This is a genomic window from Enterobacter cloacae complex sp. P16RS2 (genome assembly GCF_014982155.1).
Classification (GTDB): domain Bacteria; phylum Pseudomonadota; class Gammaproteobacteria; order Enterobacterales; family Enterobacteriaceae; genus Enterobacter; species Enterobacter cloacae_M.
The window spans coordinates 53,545-72,687 of sequence record NZ_JADCKW010000014.1 but is presented as its reverse complement, the minus strand read 5'-3'; the positions used below and the strand labels follow the sequence as shown (position 1 = coordinate 72,687).

21 protein-coding genes are annotated in these 19,143 nt (G+C 55.8%); 7 read left to right on the top strand and 14 right to left on the bottom strand.

Annotated elements, in window-relative coordinates; genetic code table 11:
• Positions 1–82 precede the first annotated feature (82 nt).
• The 6 genes from purK to ppiB form a co-directional block, all read right to left on the bottom strand.
• Positions 83–1,150 carry a 5-(carboxyamino)imidazole ribonucleotide synthase gene (gene purK, locus INF68_RS10160; RefSeq protein WP_109844905.1) on the bottom strand — a complete coding sequence of 356 codons (1,068 nt, stop codon included), beginning with the start codon at positions 1,148–1,150 and terminating at the stop codon, positions 83–85.
• Positions 1,147–1,656: a 5-(carboxyamino)imidazole ribonucleotide mutase gene (gene purE, locus INF68_RS10155; protein WP_023310631.1), complete on the bottom strand. Its 510-nt coding sequence runs from the start codon at positions 1,654–1,656 to the stop codon at positions 1,147–1,149. Before purE ends, purK begins: the two co-directional genes overlap by 4 nt.
• Positions 1,657–1,817: 161 nt before the next feature.
• A complete protein-coding gene (locus tag INF68_RS10150) occupies positions 1,818–2,003 on the bottom strand; it encodes a hypothetical protein (protein WP_029741050.1) in 186 nt (61 codons plus the stop codon).
• A 68-nt stretch (positions 2,004–2,071) separates the two neighbouring features.
• On the bottom strand, positions 2,072–2,281 hold the full coding sequence (locus tag INF68_RS10145; RefSeq protein ID WP_023310633.1) for a YdgH/BhsA/McbA-like domain containing protein: 210 nt from the start codon (positions 2,279–2,281) through the stop codon (positions 2,072–2,074).
• Positions 2,282–2,418: 137 nt separating this feature from the next.
• The gene (lpxH, locus tag INF68_RS10140; protein ID WP_126786011.1) at positions 2,419–3,141 is read right to left on the bottom strand and encodes a UDP-2,3-diacylglucosamine diphosphatase; all 723 of its coding nucleotides are present in this window, start codon (positions 3,139–3,141) and stop codon (positions 2,419–2,421) included.
• Between the two features lie 3 nt (positions 3,142–3,144).
• Positions 3,145–3,639 carry a peptidylprolyl isomerase B gene (ppiB, locus tag INF68_RS10135; protein WP_023310635.1) on the bottom strand — a complete coding sequence of 165 codons (495 nt, stop codon included), beginning with the start codon at positions 3,637–3,639 and terminating at the stop codon, positions 3,145–3,147.
• 174 nt (positions 3,640–3,813) lie between these two features.
• Here ppiB and cysS point away from each other — a divergent pair, with 174 nt between their 5' ends.
• Positions 3,814–5,199 (top strand): cysteine--tRNA ligase, encoded by a 1,386-nt coding sequence (cysS, locus tag INF68_RS10130; RefSeq protein ID WP_029741052.1) that lies wholly within the window; start codon positions 3,814–3,816, stop codon positions 5,197–5,199.
• Between the two features lie 89 nt (positions 5,200–5,288).
• Here cysS and INF68_RS10125 read toward each other — a convergent pair whose 3' ends face one another.
• The 5 genes from INF68_RS10125 to folD all read right to left on the bottom strand — a co-directional run bounded on the left by INF68_RS10125 (position 5,289) and on the right by folD (position 9,808).
• Positions 5,289–5,816: a metal-dependent hydrolase gene (locus INF68_RS10125; protein ID WP_109844907.1), complete on the bottom strand. Its 528-nt coding sequence runs from the start codon at positions 5,814–5,816 to the stop codon at positions 5,289–5,291.
• 74 nt (positions 5,817–5,890) lie between these two features.
• On the bottom strand, positions 5,891–6,907 hold the full coding sequence (gene malI / locus INF68_RS10120; protein WP_023310638.1) for a Mal regulon transcriptional regulator MalI: 1,017 nt from the start codon (positions 6,905–6,907) through the stop codon (positions 5,891–5,893).
• Positions 6,908–6,993: 86 nt separating this feature from the next.
• Positions 6,994–8,493, bottom strand: a complete 1,500-nt coding sequence (locus tag INF68_RS10115; RefSeq protein WP_045400775.1) for a PTS transporter subunit EIIC — start codon at positions 8,491–8,493, stop codon at positions 6,994–6,996.
• A gap of 234 nt (positions 8,494–8,727) precedes the next feature.
• Positions 8,728–8,940: a ribosome-associated protein YbcJ gene (gene ybcJ / locus INF68_RS10110; RefSeq protein WP_045356450.1), complete on the bottom strand. Its 213-nt coding sequence runs from the start codon at positions 8,938–8,940 to the stop codon at positions 8,728–8,730.
• Between the two features lies 1 nt (position 8,941).
• Positions 8,942–9,808 (bottom strand): bifunctional methylenetetrahydrofolate dehydrogenase/methenyltetrahydrofolate cyclohydrolase FolD, encoded by an 867-nt coding sequence (gene folD / locus INF68_RS10105; protein WP_109844908.1) that lies wholly within the window; start codon positions 9,806–9,808, stop codon positions 8,942–8,944.
• Between the two features lie 310 nt (positions 9,809–10,118).
• On the opposite strand from folD, the gene fimA reads away from it, so the two are divergent.
• The 6 genes from fimA to sfmF all read left to right on the top strand — a co-directional run bounded on the left by fimA (position 10,119) and on the right by sfmF (position 16,130).
• Complete coding sequence (gene fimA, locus INF68_RS10100) at positions 10,119–10,682, top strand: type 1 fimbrial major subunit FimA (protein ID WP_023310641.1); 564 nt, start codon at positions 10,119–10,121, stop codon at positions 10,680–10,682.
• A 68-nt stretch (positions 10,683–10,750) separates the two neighbouring features.
• Entirely contained in the window at positions 10,751–11,296 is a 546-nt protein-coding gene (fimI, locus tag INF68_RS10095; protein WP_023310642.1) for a type 1 fimbrial protein subunit FimI, read from the top strand.
• A gap of 34 nt (positions 11,297–11,330) precedes the next feature.
• Complete coding sequence (gene fimC, locus INF68_RS10090) at positions 11,331–12,023, top strand: type 1 fimbria chaperone FimC (protein WP_023310643.1); 693 nt, start codon at positions 11,331–11,333, stop codon at positions 12,021–12,023.
• Between the two features lie 14 nt (positions 12,024–12,037).
• Complete coding sequence (locus INF68_RS10085; RefSeq protein WP_126786010.1) at positions 12,038–14,599, top strand: fimbrial biogenesis usher protein; 2,562 nt, start codon at positions 12,038–12,040, stop codon at positions 14,597–14,599.
• The gene (gene fimH, locus INF68_RS10080; RefSeq protein ID WP_126786009.1) at positions 14,592–15,599 is read left to right on the top strand and encodes a type 1 fimbria D-mannose specific adhesin FimH; all 1,008 of its coding nucleotides are present in this window, start codon (positions 14,592–14,594) and stop codon (positions 15,597–15,599) included. The genes INF68_RS10085 and fimH overlap by 8 nt, the downstream gene beginning before the upstream one ends.
• 9 nt (positions 15,600–15,608) lie before the next feature.
• Positions 15,609–16,130: a fimbria assembly protein gene (sfmF, locus tag INF68_RS10075; RefSeq protein ID WP_109844911.1), complete on the top strand. Its 522-nt coding sequence runs from the start codon at positions 15,609–15,611 to the stop codon at positions 16,128–16,130.
• Positions 16,131–16,181: 51 nt separating this feature from the next.
• On the opposite strand, the gene fimZ is transcribed toward sfmF, so the two are convergent.
• The 3 genes from fimZ to INF68_RS10060 all read right to left on the bottom strand — a co-directional run bounded on the left by fimZ (position 16,182) and on the right by INF68_RS10060 (position 19,066).
• Complete coding sequence (gene fimZ, locus INF68_RS10070; protein ID WP_023310647.1) at positions 16,182–16,814, bottom strand: fimbria biosynthesis transcriptional regulator FimZ; 633 nt, start codon at positions 16,812–16,814, stop codon at positions 16,182–16,184.
• 800 nt (positions 16,815–17,614) lie between these two features.
• Complete coding sequence (locus tag INF68_RS10065) at positions 17,615–18,343, bottom strand: response regulator transcription factor (RefSeq protein WP_047173834.1); 729 nt, start codon at positions 18,341–18,343, stop codon at positions 17,615–17,617.
• Between the two features lie 24 nt (positions 18,344–18,367).
• Positions 18,368–19,066 carry an EAL domain-containing protein gene (locus INF68_RS10060; RefSeq protein WP_126786008.1) on the bottom strand — a complete coding sequence of 233 codons (699 nt, stop codon included), beginning with the start codon at positions 19,064–19,066 and terminating at the stop codon, positions 18,368–18,370.
• Positions 19,067–19,143: the final 77 nt, after the last annotated feature.

Here is a 19,143-nt window from a genome sequence, read left to right as displayed (position 1 = left end):
TATTCCAGAAGAAAGCTAAGCAGCAATGGGCGGGAATTGTACGCCGGGGAAAGAGGAGGTCAACTCCCCGGCGGAGGGAGAACTATTTAAGCTTTGATTGTGCCCAGACAATACCGCTCGCATATTCCGGTGGCAGGAGAGGAACGATCGCTTCCAGCGTGGCGCTCAGGCGGCCCGTGTCGGTATCGTTCAGGTTCAGGTGACCGACCTTACGACCCGCGCGGACCTCTTTGTCATACCAGTGCAGATGCACCAGCGGCAGCTTCAGCCAGTCGTAGTTCAGATCGGTGCCGATCAGGTTGATCATCACCGACGGGCTATTCACCACCGGCTGCGGCAGCGGCAGGTCGGCGATCGCGCGCAGGTGCAGCTCGAACTGGCTGATGGACGCGCCGTTTTGCGTCCAGTGCCCGCTGTTGTGCACGCGCGGCGCAAGCTCGTTGATCAGCAGACCGGACGGGGTGATAAAGCACTCCATCGCCATGACGCCCACATACCCGAGTTCGTGCATGATGGCAGAGAGCATATCTTCCGCCTGCGCCTGCTGGTCAGCATTGGCGTGCGGGAAGGCGACGCTGGTGCGCAGAATGCCGTCCTGATGCAGGTTATGCGTCAGCGGATAAAAGACGGTATGCCCGTCGTGCCCGCGGGCGCCAACCAGCGACACTTCACCGCTGAAGTTGATGCCCTGCTCAACGATGCACTCGCCGTAGCAGTCGTCCGGCAGTTCTGCCGTTTCATCTGCACGCAGGCGCCACTGGCCGCGGCCGTCGTAACCGCCCACGCGGCGCTTCACGATTGCCAACTCGCCCAGCATCGCGAAAACGTCATTCCACTCGCTTTTATCGGACAGGAGCTGCCACGGCGCGGTCGGCAGACCGAGCTTGTCGAACAGCTGCTTTTGCGTCAGACGGTCGGCGATGATCGGGAATACATCGCGGTTAACGAAGGCGTTATGACGCGCCAGCTCGCGGGTCAGAGCCGTTTCCGGCCAGCGTTCGATCTCGGCGGTGATCACGCTCTGGTGGAACGGTACGGCTTCCGGTTCGGCGTCCAGCCCGACGGGCCAGACGGCAATACCCAGCGGCTCACCGGCCTGACGCAGCATGCGGCCTAGCTGGCCGTTACCGAGGACGCAAACCTGCTTCATGCCGCACCCCGCGGGTCCGGATTGTCCAGCACCTCGTCGGTCTGGGCTTTACGCCACTCCGCCAGACGCTGGTGTAATGCTTTATCGTGCGTCGCAAGAATTTGCGCCGCCAGCAGGGCGGCATTGGCAGCACCCGCTTTACCAATCGCCAGCGTGCCGACAGGAATACCGCGCGGCATCTGGACGATGGAGTAGAGGCTATCCACACCGCTTAACGCGGCGCTTTGGACCGGAACGCCCAGTACCGGCACCAGGGTTTTGGCGGCAATCATGCCTGGCAGATGTGCTGCGCCGCCCGCACCGGCAACGATCACCTCATAACCGTTCTCTTCGGCGCTTTCGGCGAAGCTGAACAGTTTGTCCGGTGTACGGTGCGCGGAGACCACTTCAACGTGGTGCGGAACATTCAGGATTTCAAAGATTTCGGCGGCGAACTGCATGGTAGCCCAGTCGCTTTTGGACCCCATCACGATGGCGACACGCGCCGGATTATTGCGGGAAGACATGCGTCTTAAAACTCCTGTGGTGCGAAACACACTGCTTTCGAGGGCACAGAGAATAGCATGTTATACGGGCAAGGAAAACGGTTGCGCGGTTAAAAGGTGAGCAGTTATGGCGAGAAAGCGATAACAAAAAAGACCGCACGATGGCGGTCTTTTGTGTGATGTTACTGAAGATCCCCTGCGGACAGGTTCTCGTTGTCGAACGCGCGGCTGACATCGATATGATTTACCATGCTGGTGTCGGCATTCGAGCCTGATTTTGGCACGGAGAAGCGATTCTCCGCGGCCTGTGCGCCAGTGGACACCACGACTGCCAGCAGCAGGGTACTTACGATGCTGATGTTTTTCATTCTCTGTTCCTTCCTCATCGTATTGTCGCTGTCGCACGTCGTAGCTGGCGGCACGGCAATCAGGGTTTTTATTTAGTCAGTTCTGCGGTCATGTACACGCGGTTGTTGACCTTCGCGCTCGTGATTTTATAAGAGGCATTCTGCTCGGCGGCCTGCGCGGCAATTTTCGCTTCTGCGCGGTCAAGGGTAGAGGCGGTTGCGCTCACGCTTTGAGCGAAAGAACCGAAAGAAACCAGGGAAAGAGCGGCAACTGCAACGAAAGTTTTGATGGATTTCATGGTCGTATTCCTTAAGTATTTTATCTGGGATAGGGCGTGTTGCCCTGATGTGATAAATAATAAGCCGACCACGGGCTGATTAAAATCGAAACAATTTGCCGATATTGTTCAAAAAAATAGTATGATAGTGTGAGGGGTTAGAACGGAAACGCGATCAGCTCCACGCCCTCTGGCGTGACTTTGACCATGGAGCCTTCGGTGTGCCAGGCACCCAACACCACGCGATGGGCCGCTTCGCCGTTGGCGATAAGGGAATGGACGTCAGGACGGTGCGTATGACCGTGGATCAACCACTGAACGCCATGCTTTTCCATCACGCTCACCACGGCCTTCGGGTTCACGTCCATGATGGTCATGGATTTGCTGCTGTTGGCGGCTTTACTGCCCGCGCGCATTCTGGCGGCGATACGGTTGCGGATAAACAGCGGCAGCGCAAGGAACACCTTTTGGATCCACGGGGTGTGGACTTTGGCGCGAAACGCCAGGTAGCCAGTATCGTCGGTGCAGAGCGTGTCGCCGTGCATGATCAGGACCTTGCGGCCATAGAGATCGAGCACCTGCTCTTCCGGCAGCAGCGTCATGCCGCTTTCGCGGGCGTAGCGCTTGCCGATCAGGAAATCACGGTTGCCATGAATGAAGTAGCAGGGAACGCCGGAATCCACGAGGGCGTGAATGGCGGCTGCCATTTCACGGTGCAGCGGGTTAGGGTCGTCGTCGCCAATCCAGGCTTCAAAGAGGTCGCCCAGGATGTACAGCGCATCGGCGCTTTTCGCTTCACCGCGTAAAAAACGCAGAAAACCGGCGGTTATCGCCGGTTCTTCTATTTGCAGATGCAGATCCGCAATAAAGAGTGTCGCCACGAATTACTCGCTGACGGTCACGCTTGTAATCACAACGTCTTCTTTAGGAACGTCCTGGTGCATACCGCTGCGGCCAGTAGCGACGGCTTTGATCTTATCAACCACGTCCATACCTTCAACCACTTCTGCGAATACGCAGTAGCCCCAACCCTGCAGGCTTTCGCCGGAGAAGTTCAGGAAGTCGTTGTCGGCCACGTTGATGAAGAACTGCGCGGTGGCAGAGTGCGGAGCCTGAGTACGGGCCATTGCCAGCGTACCGCGGGTGTTTTTCAGACCGTTGTTCGCTTCGTTTTTGATCGCTTCTTTGGTCTCTTTCTGGTTCATGCCAGGTTCAAAACCGCCGCCCTGGATCATAAAGCCGTTGATCACGCGGTGGAAAATGGTGTTGTTGTAGAAACCTTCGCGGCAGTAGTCCAGGAAGTTTTTAACTGTTTCAGGCGCTTTGTCATCAAAGGTTTTGATTACGATATCGCCATGATTAGTGTGGAAAGTAACCATTTTTGCATCCTGTTCCGTTATTGTGGTACATCGACCCGCGTTCGGGTCATCTATAGGGGCTTGTTATAGCATAACCACAGGATGCGATCACCTTGCATTGTGTGCTGCTTCGGGTTTGAATTACGGGTAGAATAGCCGGTTTTCAACCACACACGTGTTTACATGGAATCTTCGATGTTAAAAATCTTTAATACAATGACGCGCCAGAAAGAGGAATTTAAACCTATCCATGCCGGGGAAGTCGGCATGTACGTGTGTGGTATTACGGTTTACGATCTCTGTCACATTGGCCATGGCCGTACCTTTGTCGCTTTTGACGTGGTGTCACGCTACCTGCGTTTTCTGGGCTATACCCTTAAATACGTGCGTAACATCACCGACATCGACGACAAAATCATCAAGCGCGCAAATGAAAACGGCGAAAGCTTCGTTGCGCTGGTCGATCGCATGATCGTCGAAATGCACAAAGATTTCGACGCCCTGAATATTCAGCGCCCGGACAGCGAGCCGCGCGCGACCCACCATATTCACGAAATCATCGAGATCACCGAAAAGCTGATCGCACGCGGCCACGCGTACGTTGCGGACAACGGTGACGTGATGTTCTCCGTGCCGACGGACCCAACCTACGGTTCGCTTTCCCGTCAGGATCTGGACCAGCTTCAGGCCGGCGCGCGCGTTGACGTGGTTGACGTGAAGCGTAACCCGATGGACTTCGTGCTGTGGAAAATGTCCAAAGAGGGCGAGCCAAGCTGGCCATCACCGTGGGGCGAAGGCCGTCCGGGCTGGCACATTGAATGTTCCGCGATGAACTGCAAGCAGCTGGGCAAGCACTTCGACATTCACGGCGGCGGTTCGGACCTGATGTTCCCGCACCATGAAAATGAAATCGCGCAGTCCACCTGCGCCCACGGCGGCGAGTACGTTAACTACTGGATGCACTCCGGGATGGTAATGGTTGACCGCGAGAAGATGTCTAAATCGCTGGGTAACTTCTTCACCGTGCGCGACGTGCTGAAATATTACGACGCGGAAACCGTGCGCTACTTCCTGATGTCCGGCCACTATCGCAGCCAGCTGAACTACAGCGAAGAGAACCTGAAACAGGCGCGCTCGGCGCTGGAGCGCCTGTATACCGCGCTGCGCGGTACCGACAGGTCTGTTCCTGCTGCAGGCGGCGAAGCTTTTGAAGCCCGCTTTGTTGAGGTGATGAACGACGACTTCAACACCCCGGAAGCGTACTCCGTGCTGTTCGACATGGCGCGCGAAGTGAACCGCCTGAAGTCAGAAGATATGGCCGCGGCGAATGCGCTGGCATCCCATCTGCGTAAGCTCTCCTCCGTGCTCGGCCTGCTGGAGCAGGATCCGGACGCGTTCCTGCAGAGCGGTGCGCAGGCGGACGACGGTGAAGTGGCGGAAATTGAAGCGTTGATCAAAGCGCGTCTGGAAGCGCGTCAGGCAAAAGACTGGGCGGCGGCAGATGCGGCGCGCAACCGTCTGACCGAGATGGGCATCATTCTGGAAGATGGCCCGCAGGGAACGACCTGGCGTCGTAAGTAATTTTCCCCTCACCCTAACCCTCTCCCGCAGGGAGAGGGAATTGTTAGGTTTTCTCCCTCTCCCCGTGGGAGAGGGCCGGGGTGAGGGCATCAGCGCGCACGTTTCCTCCACCACAGCAACCCCATCAGCACGACTCCCGGCAGCCACACCCACAGCAGCTCCGACACGATCACCTTATGTCCGTAAGGCGTGGTATAGCGCGACAGCGCAAACGGCGCGACCTTAATGACCTGCCACGGCGCAAAGAAGCGTTCATCTGACCACGGCCACAGCCAGCCGACGCCTTTCCCGCCCGTGGTAATCGAATCCAGCAGGCTGTGCGACAGCAAAGACACGGTTAAAAACAGCCAGCACCGCGTCAGGCTGGCCCGGAACCATCGTCGGCCGATCAGCACGCAGAGTATCGGCACCACAAAGGCGAACAGCAGGGAGTGGGTAAAGCCGCGATGGCCGAAAACATTGCCGTACGCGACGCCGAACTTGAACGCCAGCACGTCGGCATCCGGCAGCATGGCGAGGACAATCCCGGCAAACAGCAGGCGGGGAGGAATCACTTTGGTCCCCAGGCCTAAGCCCAGACAAAGCGGAACAGCAGCGTGTGTAATAACGGTAGGCATTGCGATTATCCATGGCAAATCATGGAAATATAGCAGCAATCCCGCACCGGCAGATCCGCGTCAAATTCTTATTTTTACGCCGACTCGCGTGCGATAAGCTGCCCGGAAAGCGTAATGCGCTGGGTTTGCAGCGTCGGCTCCTTCAGCGTACGAATAATCAGCCCGGCAGCCTGACGCCCGGTCTCTTCGCTGGCGGACGACACGTAGGTGAATGACGGCGAGGTGAGGTTAACGTGGAGCATATCTTCGAAACCGACCAGCGCGACCTGCTGCGTCAGAAACACATCTTTACCCACCGTTCGTCCCACCTGATGAATACCGGAGATGGAGCCGATCATGGCATCCGGCGAGTGGCAGAGGAGGGCGGTGATGGTGTTGTTTTTTTCCAGCAGCTGGCGGGTGGCGAAACCCGCAGCCAGGGTGTCATCGCTGCAGGCCGGAGAGTATTCATCGCGCCAGACCAGCCCGTTCTGCGTCATCGCGCTGCGAAAACCGAGCAGGCGCTGCTCGCGGATAAGGCAGCCTTCACGACCGCCTATGTAGGCGATATTGCGATGGCCGCGCTCGATAAGATAACGCACCGCCAGATTTGCCGCCTGGCGGTTATCGCGCATCACCAGATTGCATTTTTCATCCAGCAGCGACTGAGAGACCACCACCAGCGGCAGCGGGCAGCGGCGAATCTGCTCCGGCAGGGTAGACGTGCGGGTATCGGAGGCCAGATAGATAACCCCGGCGACGCCCTGCTGCTTAAATGACAGCAGGCAGCGCTCAAGATGGTCATGGTCGTTCTGGGGCTGGCCGAGAAAAACCATATACCCCTGTTTTTCAAGATCCTGGACGATGCTCGCCATCACCTTGATGGAGAAACTGTCGCTAAAGTCACGGAGGATCAGGCCAATCAGATTGGACGTATTGGCGCGTAGATTGGCAGCGGCAACGTTATGAACATAGCCCAGCGTATTGATGGCAGCATTGACCTTCTCGATCGTTGCCTCTGAGATTTTCCCTTTCTGGCGCAAAACCAGCGAGACGGTTGAGACCGACACGCCCGCGTGCTTTGCGACATCAATAATGCTGACTTTCTTCAAAACCGCTCCCTGAAATTCACCGATTATCAGTCAGATACGACAATGCGTCTCCCAGACTACAGGAGACGCGTCGTTCAGGCATCTTATTATTTGCCGATCATGGTGGACATGGTCTGGGCGATAAACTGTGCTCTGGCACCGAAAATCACCTGAATACCGTTGTCGCCGACGAAGACCACGCCGCGCGCGCCGAGTCCGTTCAGGCCGTCCTTATCGACCACCTCGCTTTTTGCCACTTCCAGGCGAAGGCGGGTGATACACGAGCCGACGGAGTCGATGTTATGCGCCCCGCCCAGCAGGGTAATGATCTCGGTCGCGAGTTCTGAATCAGACTTATCATCCGCGTTGGCGGTCACTTCAGTGCGGCCCGGCGTTTTCACGTCGAAACGACGGATCACAAAGCGGAACGTGAAGTAATAAATCAGGCCCATTGGAATGCCGATGATAATCGCATTCAGGAAGTTGGTCTTGTAGCCGTTAAAGGACGGCAGGATCCCGAATGACAGATAGTCGATAAAGCCCGCCGAGAACGACTTGGCGATATGCGCATGCAGCAGATACATGGTCATGTAGGCCAGGCCCGCCATGATGGCGTTAAAGACGTACAGGATCGGCGCCACGAAGATAAAGGTAAACTCGACCGGTTCGGTGATCCCCGTCAGGAAGCAGGTCAGCGCCGCGGAGAACAGAATACCGGCCGCAATTTTCTTATTCTTCGTATGGGCTTCGTGATACATCGCCAGGCACGCGGCGGGCAGCGCGAACAACATCAGCGGGAATTCGCCCTGCATGAATTTACCGGCATTCTGGTAGGTGTCGCTGCTGAAGGATTTCACTCCTTCTTCCAGCATCTTGAACCAGATGGTCTGGTCGCCGTGGATCACCTGTCCTGCCTGGGTGGTGTAATCCCCGAACGAATACCAGAAGGACGGATACCAGATGTGGTGCAGGCCGAGCGGGATTAGCGCGCGCTCTACCAGACCGAAGATAAAGGTCGACGCCGCCTGATTATCGCCGTTCACCACCACGGAGAGCGCGTCGATACCGGCCTGGATATGCTGCCACACGTACGGCAGCAGCAGCCCCATCAGGAACGACAGAAACGCCGTTGCAATGGCCACGAAGCGCTTGCCGGAGAAAAAGCCCAGGAACTCCGGCAGCTGCATGGTGTGGAAGCGGTTATAGCACCAGGCCGCGAGAATACCGCAGATCAGGCCGCCGAAGACGCCCATCTGCAGCGTCGGGATGCCGACCACCATGGCGTATTTCCCGCCCTGGGAGGCCATTTCCGGCGTGATGCTCAGCACGGTGCTGATGGTGATATTCGTGACAAACACCGACACCGCCGCAGACAGCGCGGCGATGCCGGATTCTGACGCCAGACCCACGGCGGAGCCAATGGCAAACAGCATCGGCAGGTTATCAAAGATAACCCCGCCCGCGTTCATCATCAGCGGCAGATGGAACTTATCGCCGAAGGCCAGCAGCAGGCCCGCAGCGGGAAGCAGTGAAATTGGCAGCATTAAGGCGCGACCAATCATCGATAACTTAGACAGCGATTTAACAAACCCTGATATCAGACTCATGCTGATTTCCCCCGAGTAGCGCTTTTTTGGCGCTGTTATTGTAAGTAGAACGTTTTAGTAGAACGTTCTACTTATCGTGGGCAAAGAGTTAAAAACGCGCAACAGAATTTTCATGTTTCAACAGATGAAATAGTGATTATTTGAAGTTGATCGATAAATAACCGCGATGGGCGTGAGGGGATTTAATATCCCCTCTCCGGGTGGGAGAGGGTTGGGGTGAGGGCATAAAACGGCTCAGGCCGTAACGGTTACGCTCTGTCCTTCAAAGCTCACGGTCTGACCCGCGACAATCTTGCAGCGCTTGCGCGTTTCTACCACGCCGTCGACTAAAACCCGCCCGTCGGCGATAACGATTTTCGCCTGCGCGCCGCTTTCGCTCCAGCCTTCCAGCTTCAGCAGATCGCACAGCTCAACGTGCGGGTGTTTACCTAATGAAAAAGTCGCCATCTTACGCGTCCTCTATGTCGTGATATTCTTCGCACGCCTGCAGCGTGTTCTGAATCAGCGTTGCTACGGTCATCGGGCCTACGCCGCCCGGTACTGGGGTAATGTAAGACGCGCGAGCCGCGGCGTCTTCGTACACTACGTCGCCGACCACTTTGCCGTTTTCCAGACGGTTAATCCCAACGTCCACGACAATCGCACCCTCTTTAATCCACTCGCCCGGAATAAAGCCCGGCTTGCCGACCGCGACGATCAGCAGATCGGCGTTCTCGACGTGGTGACGCAGGTTTTTGGTGAAGCGGTGGGTCACGGTGGTGGTGCAGCCCGCCAGCAGCAGCTCCATGCTCATCGGGCGACCCACGATGTTGGACGCACCGATAACTACGGCGTTCAGACCGTAGGTGTCGATGTTATAACGCTCCAGCAGCGTCACAATGCCGCGCGGCGTGCACGGGCGCAGACGCGGCGCACGCTGGCACAGGCGGCCAACGTTGTACGGGTGGAAACCGTCCACGTCTTTATCCGGCGCGATACGCTCCAGCACCTTCACGTTGTCGATGCCTGCAGGCAGCGGCAGCTGAACCAGAATACCGTCGATCTCTTTATCGGCATTCAGGGTGTCAATAAGTTCCAGCAGTTCTGCTTCGCTGGTGGTTTCCGGCAAATCGTAAGAGCGGGAGACGAAGCCGACCTCTTCACACGCTTTGCGCTTGCTGCCGACATAAATTTGCGATGCCGGGTTGCTGCCAACCAGCACAACGGCCAGCCCGGGGGCGCGTTTTCCGGCAGCTTTACGCGCCTTCACTTTTTCCGCGACCTCAGAGCGCACCTGCTGCGCAATCGTTTTACCGTCAATAATCTTTGCTGCCATCAGAGAGAAGATTCCGTCTGTAACGTTTGAAAGGGGGGATGGCGTGTATTTTGTCAGAAGCGAGCGTCGCTGTCAGTCACCCTTTACGCGTTTTTATCAGTGAGACGCAAAAACCCTTCTTAGGGGATGGTCAATTTCTTAGGCGGTATTAGGATGTGACCTGGCGAAATGGCAGCGTTTTGACATATTTAAAAAACGCGTCCTGAGCTACTTTGTCTCCTCCGAAATAAGCTTTCAATTAATCAATTGAACGTATTTCTTATTCCCGATTATTCGCGGGAAGGGTTATTTACATTTTAAAGGAATAGACATGAAACTCAGCAACATTGCTTCTACTGTTATTGCTACTTTGGCCCTGGTTGCAGGTGCCGCAAATGCAGCAGATCCTGCTGCGCCGGTTTCCGTTAATGGCGGTACCGTACATTTTAAAGGTGAGCTGGTTAATGCGGCTTGTTCAGTAAATACTGATTCTTCCGAGCAGACCGTTAATCTGGGCCAGTATCGTACCGCGAAATTTACCAAAGTGGGCGACACCACCTCTAATATTCCATTCAACATTGAACTGAATGATTGCGATCCGCTGGTTGCCAAAACTGCAGCTGTTGCGTTCACCGGTCAGATCGACCCAACCGACAAAACCCTGCTGGCCGTGACCTCCGGTAACAACGACAACACCGCGAAAGGCGTGGGTATCGAGATCCTCGACAGCAAATCCAGCGTTCTGACCCCAGACGGCGCGACCTTCTCTGCTGCGCAGACGCTGATCGAAGGGACCAACACCCTGAAGTTCACCGCACGTTACAAATCAACGGCTGCCACCACTGAGCCAGGCCAGGCGAACGCTGACGCCACCTTCGTAATGAAATACGAGTAATTCCTCCGCACAGGGATGTTCAGGCCTCAGGGACGAGGCCCGTCATACGCAAATGCCAGGAACGAAGGATGACAAGGACTGGAACACTACTGCTGTTAACCCTTGCGATGGCTTGTCCGGCATCGGCGCATACTGTGGTGATCGAAGGTGGCAAGGTTCATCTCCGGGGCGAACTGGTGAACGGCGGCTGCGCCGTGGCGCCCGACAGCCAGAATATGCGCATCGACATGGGGCAGTACCGAACCAATTCATTTTCCGGTGTGGGCAGTTTTTCCACGGTTAACGTGCCTTTCACCGTGCGGCTGCTGGACTGCAGCGTTGATGTTTCACGCACCGTGGGGATCCAGTTTCAGGGCGTGACGCCCGCAGAAGATCCGCAGGTCTTTCTGGCGACCTCGCGGCCGGGTGAAACGCCCGTCAGCAGCGGCGTGGGGCTGGCACTTTTTGACGAACAGCAGCGTCAGATTATCCCAAACGCCACGGCCGTCAGCTGGCTGCCGATCGATACCCGCGAGCTCGCGTTCCATTTTAGCGCCCGCTATCGGGCTATTTCCGAACACCTCGAGCCAGGCAAAATTCAGTCGGATGTCTGGTTTACGTTGATTTATCCATAACACCTGCGAACACATTATTAAAGGTACGGTTGTGATGAATACCCTAATTAAACCAGGACTTTTTTTATCGTTTATTTTGATGATGGTTTCTGCCTGCGCAAATGCTTCCGGCGGTATTGCGCTGGGGGCCACGCGCGTTATTTATCCCGCAGAGGCGAAGCAAACGTCGCTGGCGATCACCAACAGCAACAAACAGGAACGCTATTTAATTAACGCGTGGATCGAAAATGCGAGCGGGCAAAAAGAAAAAACCTTTGCCGTCACTCCGCCCCTGTTTGTCAGCGAGCCGAACAGTGAAAACACGCTGCGTATTATTTACGCCGGGCCAGCGCTGCCAGCCGATCGTGAATCGCTCTTTTACATGAACGTGAAGGCGATCCCGTCGGTGAACAAAGCGAAAACGGAAAACAATAACGTGCTGCAGCTGGCGATCCTCTCACGCATCAAGCTGTTTGTGCGCCCGAACAACCTGGCGATGCAGCCGGAAGAGGCGCTTTCCCAGCTGCGGTTTGAGCGCGCGGGCAGCCATCTCAAGGTCAGCAACGCATCCCCGTATTACATCACCCTCGTCAATCTGAAGATGGGCGGGCAGACGCTGGAAAACCTGATGGTTGCGCCGAAAAGCTCGGCACAGCAGGTGCTGCCAGCCGGTGCCAGCGGCACGCTTTCATGGCAGAGCGTGAATGACTACGGTGCCATCACCCCGGCGCGTAGCGTTAACCTGTGAGCAGAGTCAGGGCGATGAAAAACCACCAGAGACGTTACTGCCCGGTTGCACTGGCGCTGATGGCTGCGCTCTGGCCGCAGGCTGGCTGGAGCGAAAGTTATTTCAACCCGGCCTTCTTGTCCGACGACACCGCCAGCGTGGCGGATTTGTCGCGTTTTGAACAAGGACACCAGCAGGCACCCGGCGTTTATCGCGTGGATATCTGGCGTAACGATGAGTTTATCGGTACCCAGGACGTGCGTTTTGAGCAGGCCGAGAACACGCCGCCTGTGGCGGGCGGTTTGTCGGCGTGCATTACGCGCGCGATGCTCGATCGCTTTGGTGTCAACGTCGCGGCGTTTCCCGAGCTGGCTAAGGTGCAGGGCGACACCTGCGTTCCGTTGACCACGGCCATACCCGGCAGCGAAACGGTATTCAACTTTGCCTCCCAGCGTCTGGACGTCAGCCTGCCGCAGGTGGCGTTGCAAAACAGCGCCCGGGGCTACATTCCGCCTGAACAGTGGGATGAAGGTATTCCTGCCGCGCTGGTGAACTACAGCTTCACCGGTAACCGGGGAAGCGAAGACGACAGCTATTATCTGAACCTGCAGAGCGGGTTGAACTATGGCGCCTGGCGTTTACGTAACAACGGCGCATGGCGGTACACGCAGAATAACGGGCAGCGGCACAGCGAGTGGCAGAATATTGGCACCTGGGCGCAGCGCACCGTCATCCCGCTCAAAAGCGAACTGGTGCTGGGCGACAGCAATACCGGGAATGACGTCTTCGACAGCATGGGTTTTCGCGGCGGGCGGCTCTTCTCGTCTGACAGCATGTACCCGGACAGCCTGCAGGGCTACGCGCCGACCGTGCGCGGGATCGCCCGTACGCCTGCCAAAGTGGTGGTTCGCCAGAACGGCTACGTTATCTATCAAAGCTATGTGCAGCCGGGCGCATTTGCGATTACCGATCTTAACCCGACCTCCTCAAGCGGTGACCTGGAAGTCACGGTCGAAGAGAAAGACGGCACCCAGCAGCGCTATACCGTGCCGTACTCCACCGTGCCGCTCCTGCAGCGTGAAGGTCGCTGGAAGTACGACCTCGTCGCGGGGGACTACCGCAGCGGGAACAGCGATCAGGATACGCCGTTCTTCACCCAGGGCACCCTGATTACCGGTCTTGCCAACGGTTACACGCTCTACGGCGGTACGCAGCTGGCGTCACGCTATACCGCGGTGGCCGTCGGGGCCGGGAAAAACCTGGGCGACTGGGGCGCGGTCTCGCTCGATATCACCCACGCCCGCAGCCAGCTCGCGGACGACAGCAAGCATGAAGGCCAGTCTCTGCGCTTCCTCTACGCGAAATCCCTTAACGGCTTCGGCACCAACTTCCAGCTGCTGGGCTACCGCTACTCCACAAAAGGGTTTTACACCCTCGACGATGTCGCCTGGCGTTCAATGGAGGGCTATCAGTATGCCGATAGCCAGAACGATAACGATGTGCCGGACGTGCAGAGCTATCACAACCTGACGTGGAATAAAAAAGGCCGCTTCCAGCTCAACGTTTCTCAGTCTCTCGGGGACTACGGCTCGGTCTATATCTCCGGCAGCGAGCAGACCTACTGGGGAACAGACGAGACGAACCTCTGGTACCAGCTGGGCTACGCGGGCGGCGTGAAGGGGATCAACTACTCCGTCTCGTGGTCGTGGAACAAATCCGTGGGGATAGACGGTACCGATCGGATCGCGTCGTTTAACGTCTCCGTGCCGTTCAGCCTCTTTACCCGTCAGGGCTATCGCAGGGACAGCGCGATTGACCGCGCCTACGCTACGGCATCCGCCAGTCGAAACAGCGATGGCGACACAAGCTGGCAAACCGGCGTCAGCGGAACGCTGCTGGAGGACCGCAACCTGAACTACAGCGTGACCCAGGGACACGCCAGCACCAACGGCTCAAGCGGAAGCGCCAGCGCCAACTGGCAGGCGACCTACGGCACGCTGGGCGTGGGCTACAACTATTCCCGCGATCAGCACGATCTCAACTGGCAGCTCTCCGGCGGGGTGGTCGGCCACGCCGACGGCGTGACCTTCAGCCAGCCGCTGGGCGACACCAACGTGCTGATCAAAGCGCCGGGGGCATCGGGCGTCAGTATTGAAAACCAGACCGGCGTGAAAACCGACTGGCGAGGCTACGCGGTGATGCCGTATGCCACCGTCTATCGTTACAACCGCGTGGCGCTGGATACCAACACCATGAGCAACAACACCGATATCGAAAACAACGTGAGCAGCGTGGTGCCGACCAAAGGCGCGCTGGTACGCGCCAGCTTTGATACCCGCATTGGCGTGCGCGCCCTGCTGACGGTAACGCGCGGCAACCAGCCGGTGCCGTTCGGCGCGGTGGTACGCGAAACCAAAAGCGGCGTGACCAGCATGGTGGGGGATGACGGGCAAATTTACCTGAGTGGGCTGCCGCTGGAGGGTGAACTGCTGATCCAGTGGGGCGACGGGGCGCAGTCCCAGTGTCGCGCACCTTACAGCTTGTCTGAACAGAGCCTGCAACAGGCAATCACACTTAAGGGGATCGGCTGTGATTAAAACTCAACTCTTTGCCTTGTCGCTGCTGGCGTTACTGCCTGCGACAAATGCGTTAGCGACCGTGTGCGTCAATGAAAACGGCGTGCCGACGGAAGTACATTACGACCTGACGGATAAATTCAACAGCTCGAATAACCAGATTGGGCAGATCGTGACGCTCAGCGAGAAATCGCAGTGGGTAGGGGTGAATGCCGTCTGCCCGAAGGGCACGACCGGGAATACCACCAAGCGCAGCTATGTGACCGATTATCCGGTAACGGGAACGAGCGATGGCTATCAATATCTGAAGCTTAACGACTATCTGGACGGGGCGATGAAAATTACGGACAGCTTTGCTGGCGTATTTTATCCGCCAAAAAGCTATATCCAGATGGGGAGCCATCCTAACGTCTCCAAAAACAAACCGTTTGGTGTTCAGGACTCCAGCCTGGTCTTCCGTCTTAAGGTGACCCGGCGTTTTATCAACATGGTGGTGATCCCGCGTGCCACCATGTTCCGCGTTTACGTCACCACTACCTCTTCCGATCCGCTCACCACGCCGGTCTATACCATTAGCTACAGCGGAACCATTCAGGTGCCGCAAAGCTGCGCCATCAATGCCGGTAACGTGGTGGAGTTTGATTTTGGCGACATCGGCGCCTCCTTGTTCAGCAAGGCGGGCGTGGGTAACAAGCCGGAGGGCGTCTCATCGCAAAGCAAAACCATCGCCATTAAATGCACCAACGTGGAGGCGAACGCCATGCTGACGATGCGCGTCGAGGCGGAAAAAGTCTCTGATAATGTGCTGGTGTCGGATAACCCGGATGTGGGGTTCATCATCGCCAACGAGAGCGGGGCGCCGCTGACGCCCAACAACCTGACAAGCAAAATTCCGTTCCGCCTCGACGACAGCGCGCAGGCGCAGGTGGGGATCCGGGTCTGGCCGGTGAGCGTGACGGGCAATAAGCCAGCGGAAGGGCGCTTCACCTCGCGCGGGTATTTGCGCGTGGATTACGACTAAGGAGCCGATATGCGAAACGGGATCCGTTTAATCACCGTAGCGCTCTTTGCGCTTTGCACCCAGGCTCAGGCGGACACCGCGTTGGGCGAAATTAACATTCGGCTCTACGGCAATATCGTCGATTTTACCTGCGTTGCCGAGGGCAGCGACAGCGACAAGGCCGTCCCGCTGGGCACATGGCCCACGAAACAGCTCAGCACCACCGGGAGCCGCACGCAGCCTATGCCGTTTACGCTGAAGCTGACCGGCTGCCCGCCGGGCGCGGCGTCCATTACGTTTTCGGGTAAAGCTGACGGGAGCAATAGCGGCCTGCTGGCGCTGAATGACGCCAGTACTGCAAGCCATGTCGCCGTTGAGATCAGGGATGCGGATAAAACGCGCCTGGCGCTTCAGCAGGCCAGCCAGCCGGTTTCGGTTGACGCACAGGGAAATGCGACGCTGTCGTTTTATGCCAATTATATTGCCACTGCCGATAACCCTCAGCCCGGACGGGCTGATGCGGATGCCACCTTCATGATTAATTATAATTAGCACTGACCGCACTCCCTGCAGCTCAGATAAGCTGCAGGGAGTGAATTCAGGTTATAGCAGCTCGTGGGCTTTGGCGTAATCAATTAATTCCACGATGCTTTGCACACCCAGCTTGGAATAAATATTGGATTTATGCGCGCTAATGGTCTTGTTGCTTAATAGTAGCTGTTCAGCTATTTCCTTGTTGGATAATCCATTCGCCAGATACCGTAATACCGTGACCTCGCGATTCGATAATGGCATATCTACTGCCATCCCTTTCCCGGAACCCAAATGGTTTATAAAGTTCAACGTCTCCGACGGGAAAAAGGAATAGCCCATCAGAATCATTTCTACGGCGTTGTAGATCTCACCCAAATCTTTTCGTTTACTGACGAAGCCATTTGCCCCGGCGCGAATGGCGCGACCTGCGTAAAACAACTCTGATTTAGACGAGAGGAACAGAACCTTAATGTTTTTGTTTAAGTTCCTGATTCTCTTTAGTAAAGAGAAGGCATCCGTGCCCGTGAGTTCAATGTCAAGGATCACCAGATCGATAGGGTGATTGCGGATACAGTCAAGGACTTCATGGCTATCGCCAGACTTGAGCTTGACTGCGATATTCTTATTTTTCTGTAGCAGGACTTCTATCGACATTCTGACGATAGGATGTTCGTCCATAATGATAACGGATGCCGGTTTCATTTTTAATGCCTCAGATTGTTAAAAGCGTTATACAGAGTTTGGTAAAACTCTCGAAATGCCGGAAGGATATAATGTGCAGATCCCTGTACCGTAGTATTTCCCTGGGAAGAGCGAAAGCATCCTTGTTTACGTAATGAAAAGAACTATGCCTCAGCGCGGTCATCTCATTAGGCTGGTGTTGGCAAAAAGGTTTTTCTTATTCAGATTTGATACGCATCTTATTATACAGGGTAAGTTTTTTCCGAAAACCCTGTAAATTAATGTGAGGGTATTGGTTTGTATTATCTTCTGGATATGAATCGCTATTTTTTTAAAAATAGCGGAAATATCCTGTTATCCCATTTACCGCATATTTTCATCTTTATGTAATAACAAAAAATAACAGATATCGCTGTATGTTGATCAATTGTTAACAAAAATATGCCTCTTTGAAAGGGACGAACCCGCAAACGTGAGGTTAAAAATTGCCCTCGCAGGCCGACTGACCTTCATCTGAAAGTGCTTACACCGATCCGGATAACGGCTTCTGGTGCACAGGAGAACATGCTGCCCGCTTCGCTTTTTACTCCTGGCAGTTGTCGCTAAGCTGCTTGTTTTTACATCATTATCATCTTGTTAACGCCTTCTGCATTCGCTTAACGGATGGAGGAAAGTGCTGCCGTTCCGCTAATTTGTGGCATTTCACAAGGTTCGCGCCCATAAATTAGGAATAGTTATAAATTCGATTTTATTGTTAAAAATTAACATTTTCGCAACGCGAGTGGTAAGTAAATTCTTAAACCGCTTTAGGAAATAAGGGGTTAGGTGGTGAGTGAAAACGTGCAGTCTGAGAGGTTATTAAGAAGATGGAGCAATTCCTGGCGATGGCTTAGCCCCAGCTTTAAGAGGATGCAGCTGAGACGATAGATAATGCGGCTATAGGGGCGATTCTGCATAAGGGCAATTTGACGCAATGTCTTGCCCCGGGAAAGCTCCTGCAGGATGGGCCATTCGTTGCGCGAGAACCAGTCTTTCTCGGTACCCAGCGGAGGTAGGGTATCCAACAGGCTGTGCTGGAGCGCAGCGGCGCTCAGCTGACGTTCGAGCACATGAAAGGGACCCGCCGCTTTGCAGAAGAGGCGGGTATCGTAATTATCGGCCCGGACCAGCAGCCAGGGCGTTAGGAACGGAGGAAACAGGCTATGCCGTCTCAACTGATCCAGTTTCTCCAGAAGCCCCGTGGACCGGCTTTCAATATCCACGACCAGGCGGGCTGAAGGCCACTGCGTTTGAGCGATAAGGGCGTCGTCCAGCGTGGCGTAGTCGCAGCAGCTGCTCAGGGGAAACTGGGCGTTGAGAAAACCGGTGCGCAGGTAGTGATCCTCCGTCACCAGAAGGATAAACGGGGCGTCGGTTTTGCGGGGCTGGCTGATAGACTGGCTCAAAAATTCGAGCCGGTCGAAAAAGGGGGGAGCAAAAGGTGAGCGCGTAAATCCCAGGGCATCACTTCCTGTACGCCGCCGCCGGTAACGGCGCACTGTCATTCGCATGGTCTCCCTCCTGGAAATGGCTTTTTAATCCTCCGGCCATGTCCAGGACGGCCAGTAATATCCCTGGCCAAGGTCTGCGCCTGCCTGCAGTGCCCAGGTACGATCGCGTTCAGTCTCAATACCTTCAATAAGCACTTTCCCGGCAAGCTGAAAGCAAAGGGAAACCAGTTGCCTCAGCGCAGGGGTGTCGCGTAAACGCCAGAATGCTTCCTTATCTATTTTGATGCCGCTTAACGGGAGTCGGCAGGATAAAAACGACTGCACGGTGACGTCATCCACGTCATCAAGCCAGATTGCGTGTCCCTGTCTGCTAAGTTGCCGCAAATTTTGAACGACATGCTGCTTCTCGACGAGGGTCAGCGCTAAAAAGGACGCGAGATCGACAATCTCAATATTGAGCGACACGCCTGTTAACCGGATAAGTCGCTGAAAAGAGGCTGTCTCTGTCAGGACGGTTATCGGCAGATTAATAAAAAGATTATGACCGTGCGGCGCATTTTTTAACGCGGCAAGCTGCGCTTCAAGCAGCGTTATCGACCAGTCTGCGGACCGTTCGCAAAAAAAGTCCTCGCTGTGCCGCGTGTCGGACAGAACGCTTAGTACCTCCACGCCAACCTGGCGCAAGGAGGAAAGGGCGACGATGGGCTCAAGCTTAATGCCGACGATGTCCTGAGAAATGTACTGTAACCGGGGGGGCGTATCGATCAGGTTTTGCGCTGCCACTCCATTGTCCTGTTGTCTGCCAGCCTCCAGGCGGCCGGGATACCTGACTCTAGTGTGACGAGCTGACGTTCGGGAAA

Coding starts and splice junctions, on each gene's coding strand:
- cysS (WP_029741052.1), top strand. CDS start 3,814: ATGTTAAAAATCTTTAATACAATGACGCGCCAGAAAGAGGAATTTAAA.
- folD (WP_109844908.1), bottom strand. CDS start 9,808: ATGGCAGCAAAGATTATTGACGGTAAAACGATTGCGCAGCAGGTGCGC.
- purE (WP_023310631.1), bottom strand. CDS start 1,656: ATGTCTTCCCGCAATAATCCGGCGCGTGTCGCCATCGTGATGGGGTCC.
- ybcJ (WP_045356450.1), bottom strand. CDS start 8,940: ATGGCGACTTTTTCATTAGGTAAACACCCGCACGTTGAGCTGTGCGAT.
- INF68_RS10150 (WP_029741050.1), bottom strand. CDS start 2,003: ATGAAAAACATCAGCATCGTAAGTACCCTGCTGCTGGCAGTCGTGGTG.
- INF68_RS10115 (WP_045400775.1), bottom strand. CDS start 8,493: ATGAGTCTGATATCAGGGTTTGTTAAATCGCTGTCTAAGTTATCGATG.
- sfmF (WP_109844911.1), top strand. CDS start 15,609: ATGCGAAACGGGATCCGTTTAATCACCGTAGCGCTCTTTGCGCTTTGC.
- ppiB (WP_023310635.1), bottom strand. CDS start 3,639: ATGGTTACTTTCCACACTAATCATGGCGATATCGTAATCAAAACCTTT.
- INF68_RS10125 (WP_109844907.1), bottom strand. CDS start 5,816: ATGCCTACCGTTATTACACACGCTGCTGTTCCGCTTTGTCTGGGCTTA.
- purK (WP_109844905.1), bottom strand. CDS start 1,150: ATGAAGCAGGTTTGCGTCCTCGGTAACGGCCAGCTAGGCCGCATGCTG.
- INF68_RS10145 (WP_023310633.1), bottom strand. CDS start 2,281: ATGAAATCCATCAAAACTTTCGTTGCAGTTGCCGCTCTTTCCCTGGTT.
- fimC (WP_023310643.1), top strand. CDS start 11,331: ATGAATACCCTAATTAAACCAGGACTTTTTTTATCGTTTATTTTGATG.
- INF68_RS10065 (WP_047173834.1), bottom strand. CDS start 18,343: ATGCGAATGACAGTGCGCCGTTACCGGCGGCGGCGTACAGGAAGTGAT.
- fimA (WP_023310641.1), top strand. CDS start 10,119: ATGAAACTCAGCAACATTGCTTCTACTGTTATTGCTACTTTGGCCCTG.
- fimZ (WP_023310647.1), bottom strand. CDS start 16,814: ATGAAACCGGCATCCGTTATCATTATGGACGAACATCCTATCGTCAGA.
- fimI (WP_023310642.1), top strand. CDS start 10,751: ATGACAAGGACTGGAACACTACTGCTGTTAACCCTTGCGATGGCTTGT.
- INF68_RS10085 (WP_126786010.1), top strand. CDS start 12,038: ATGAAAAACCACCAGAGACGTTACTGCCCGGTTGCACTGGCGCTGATG.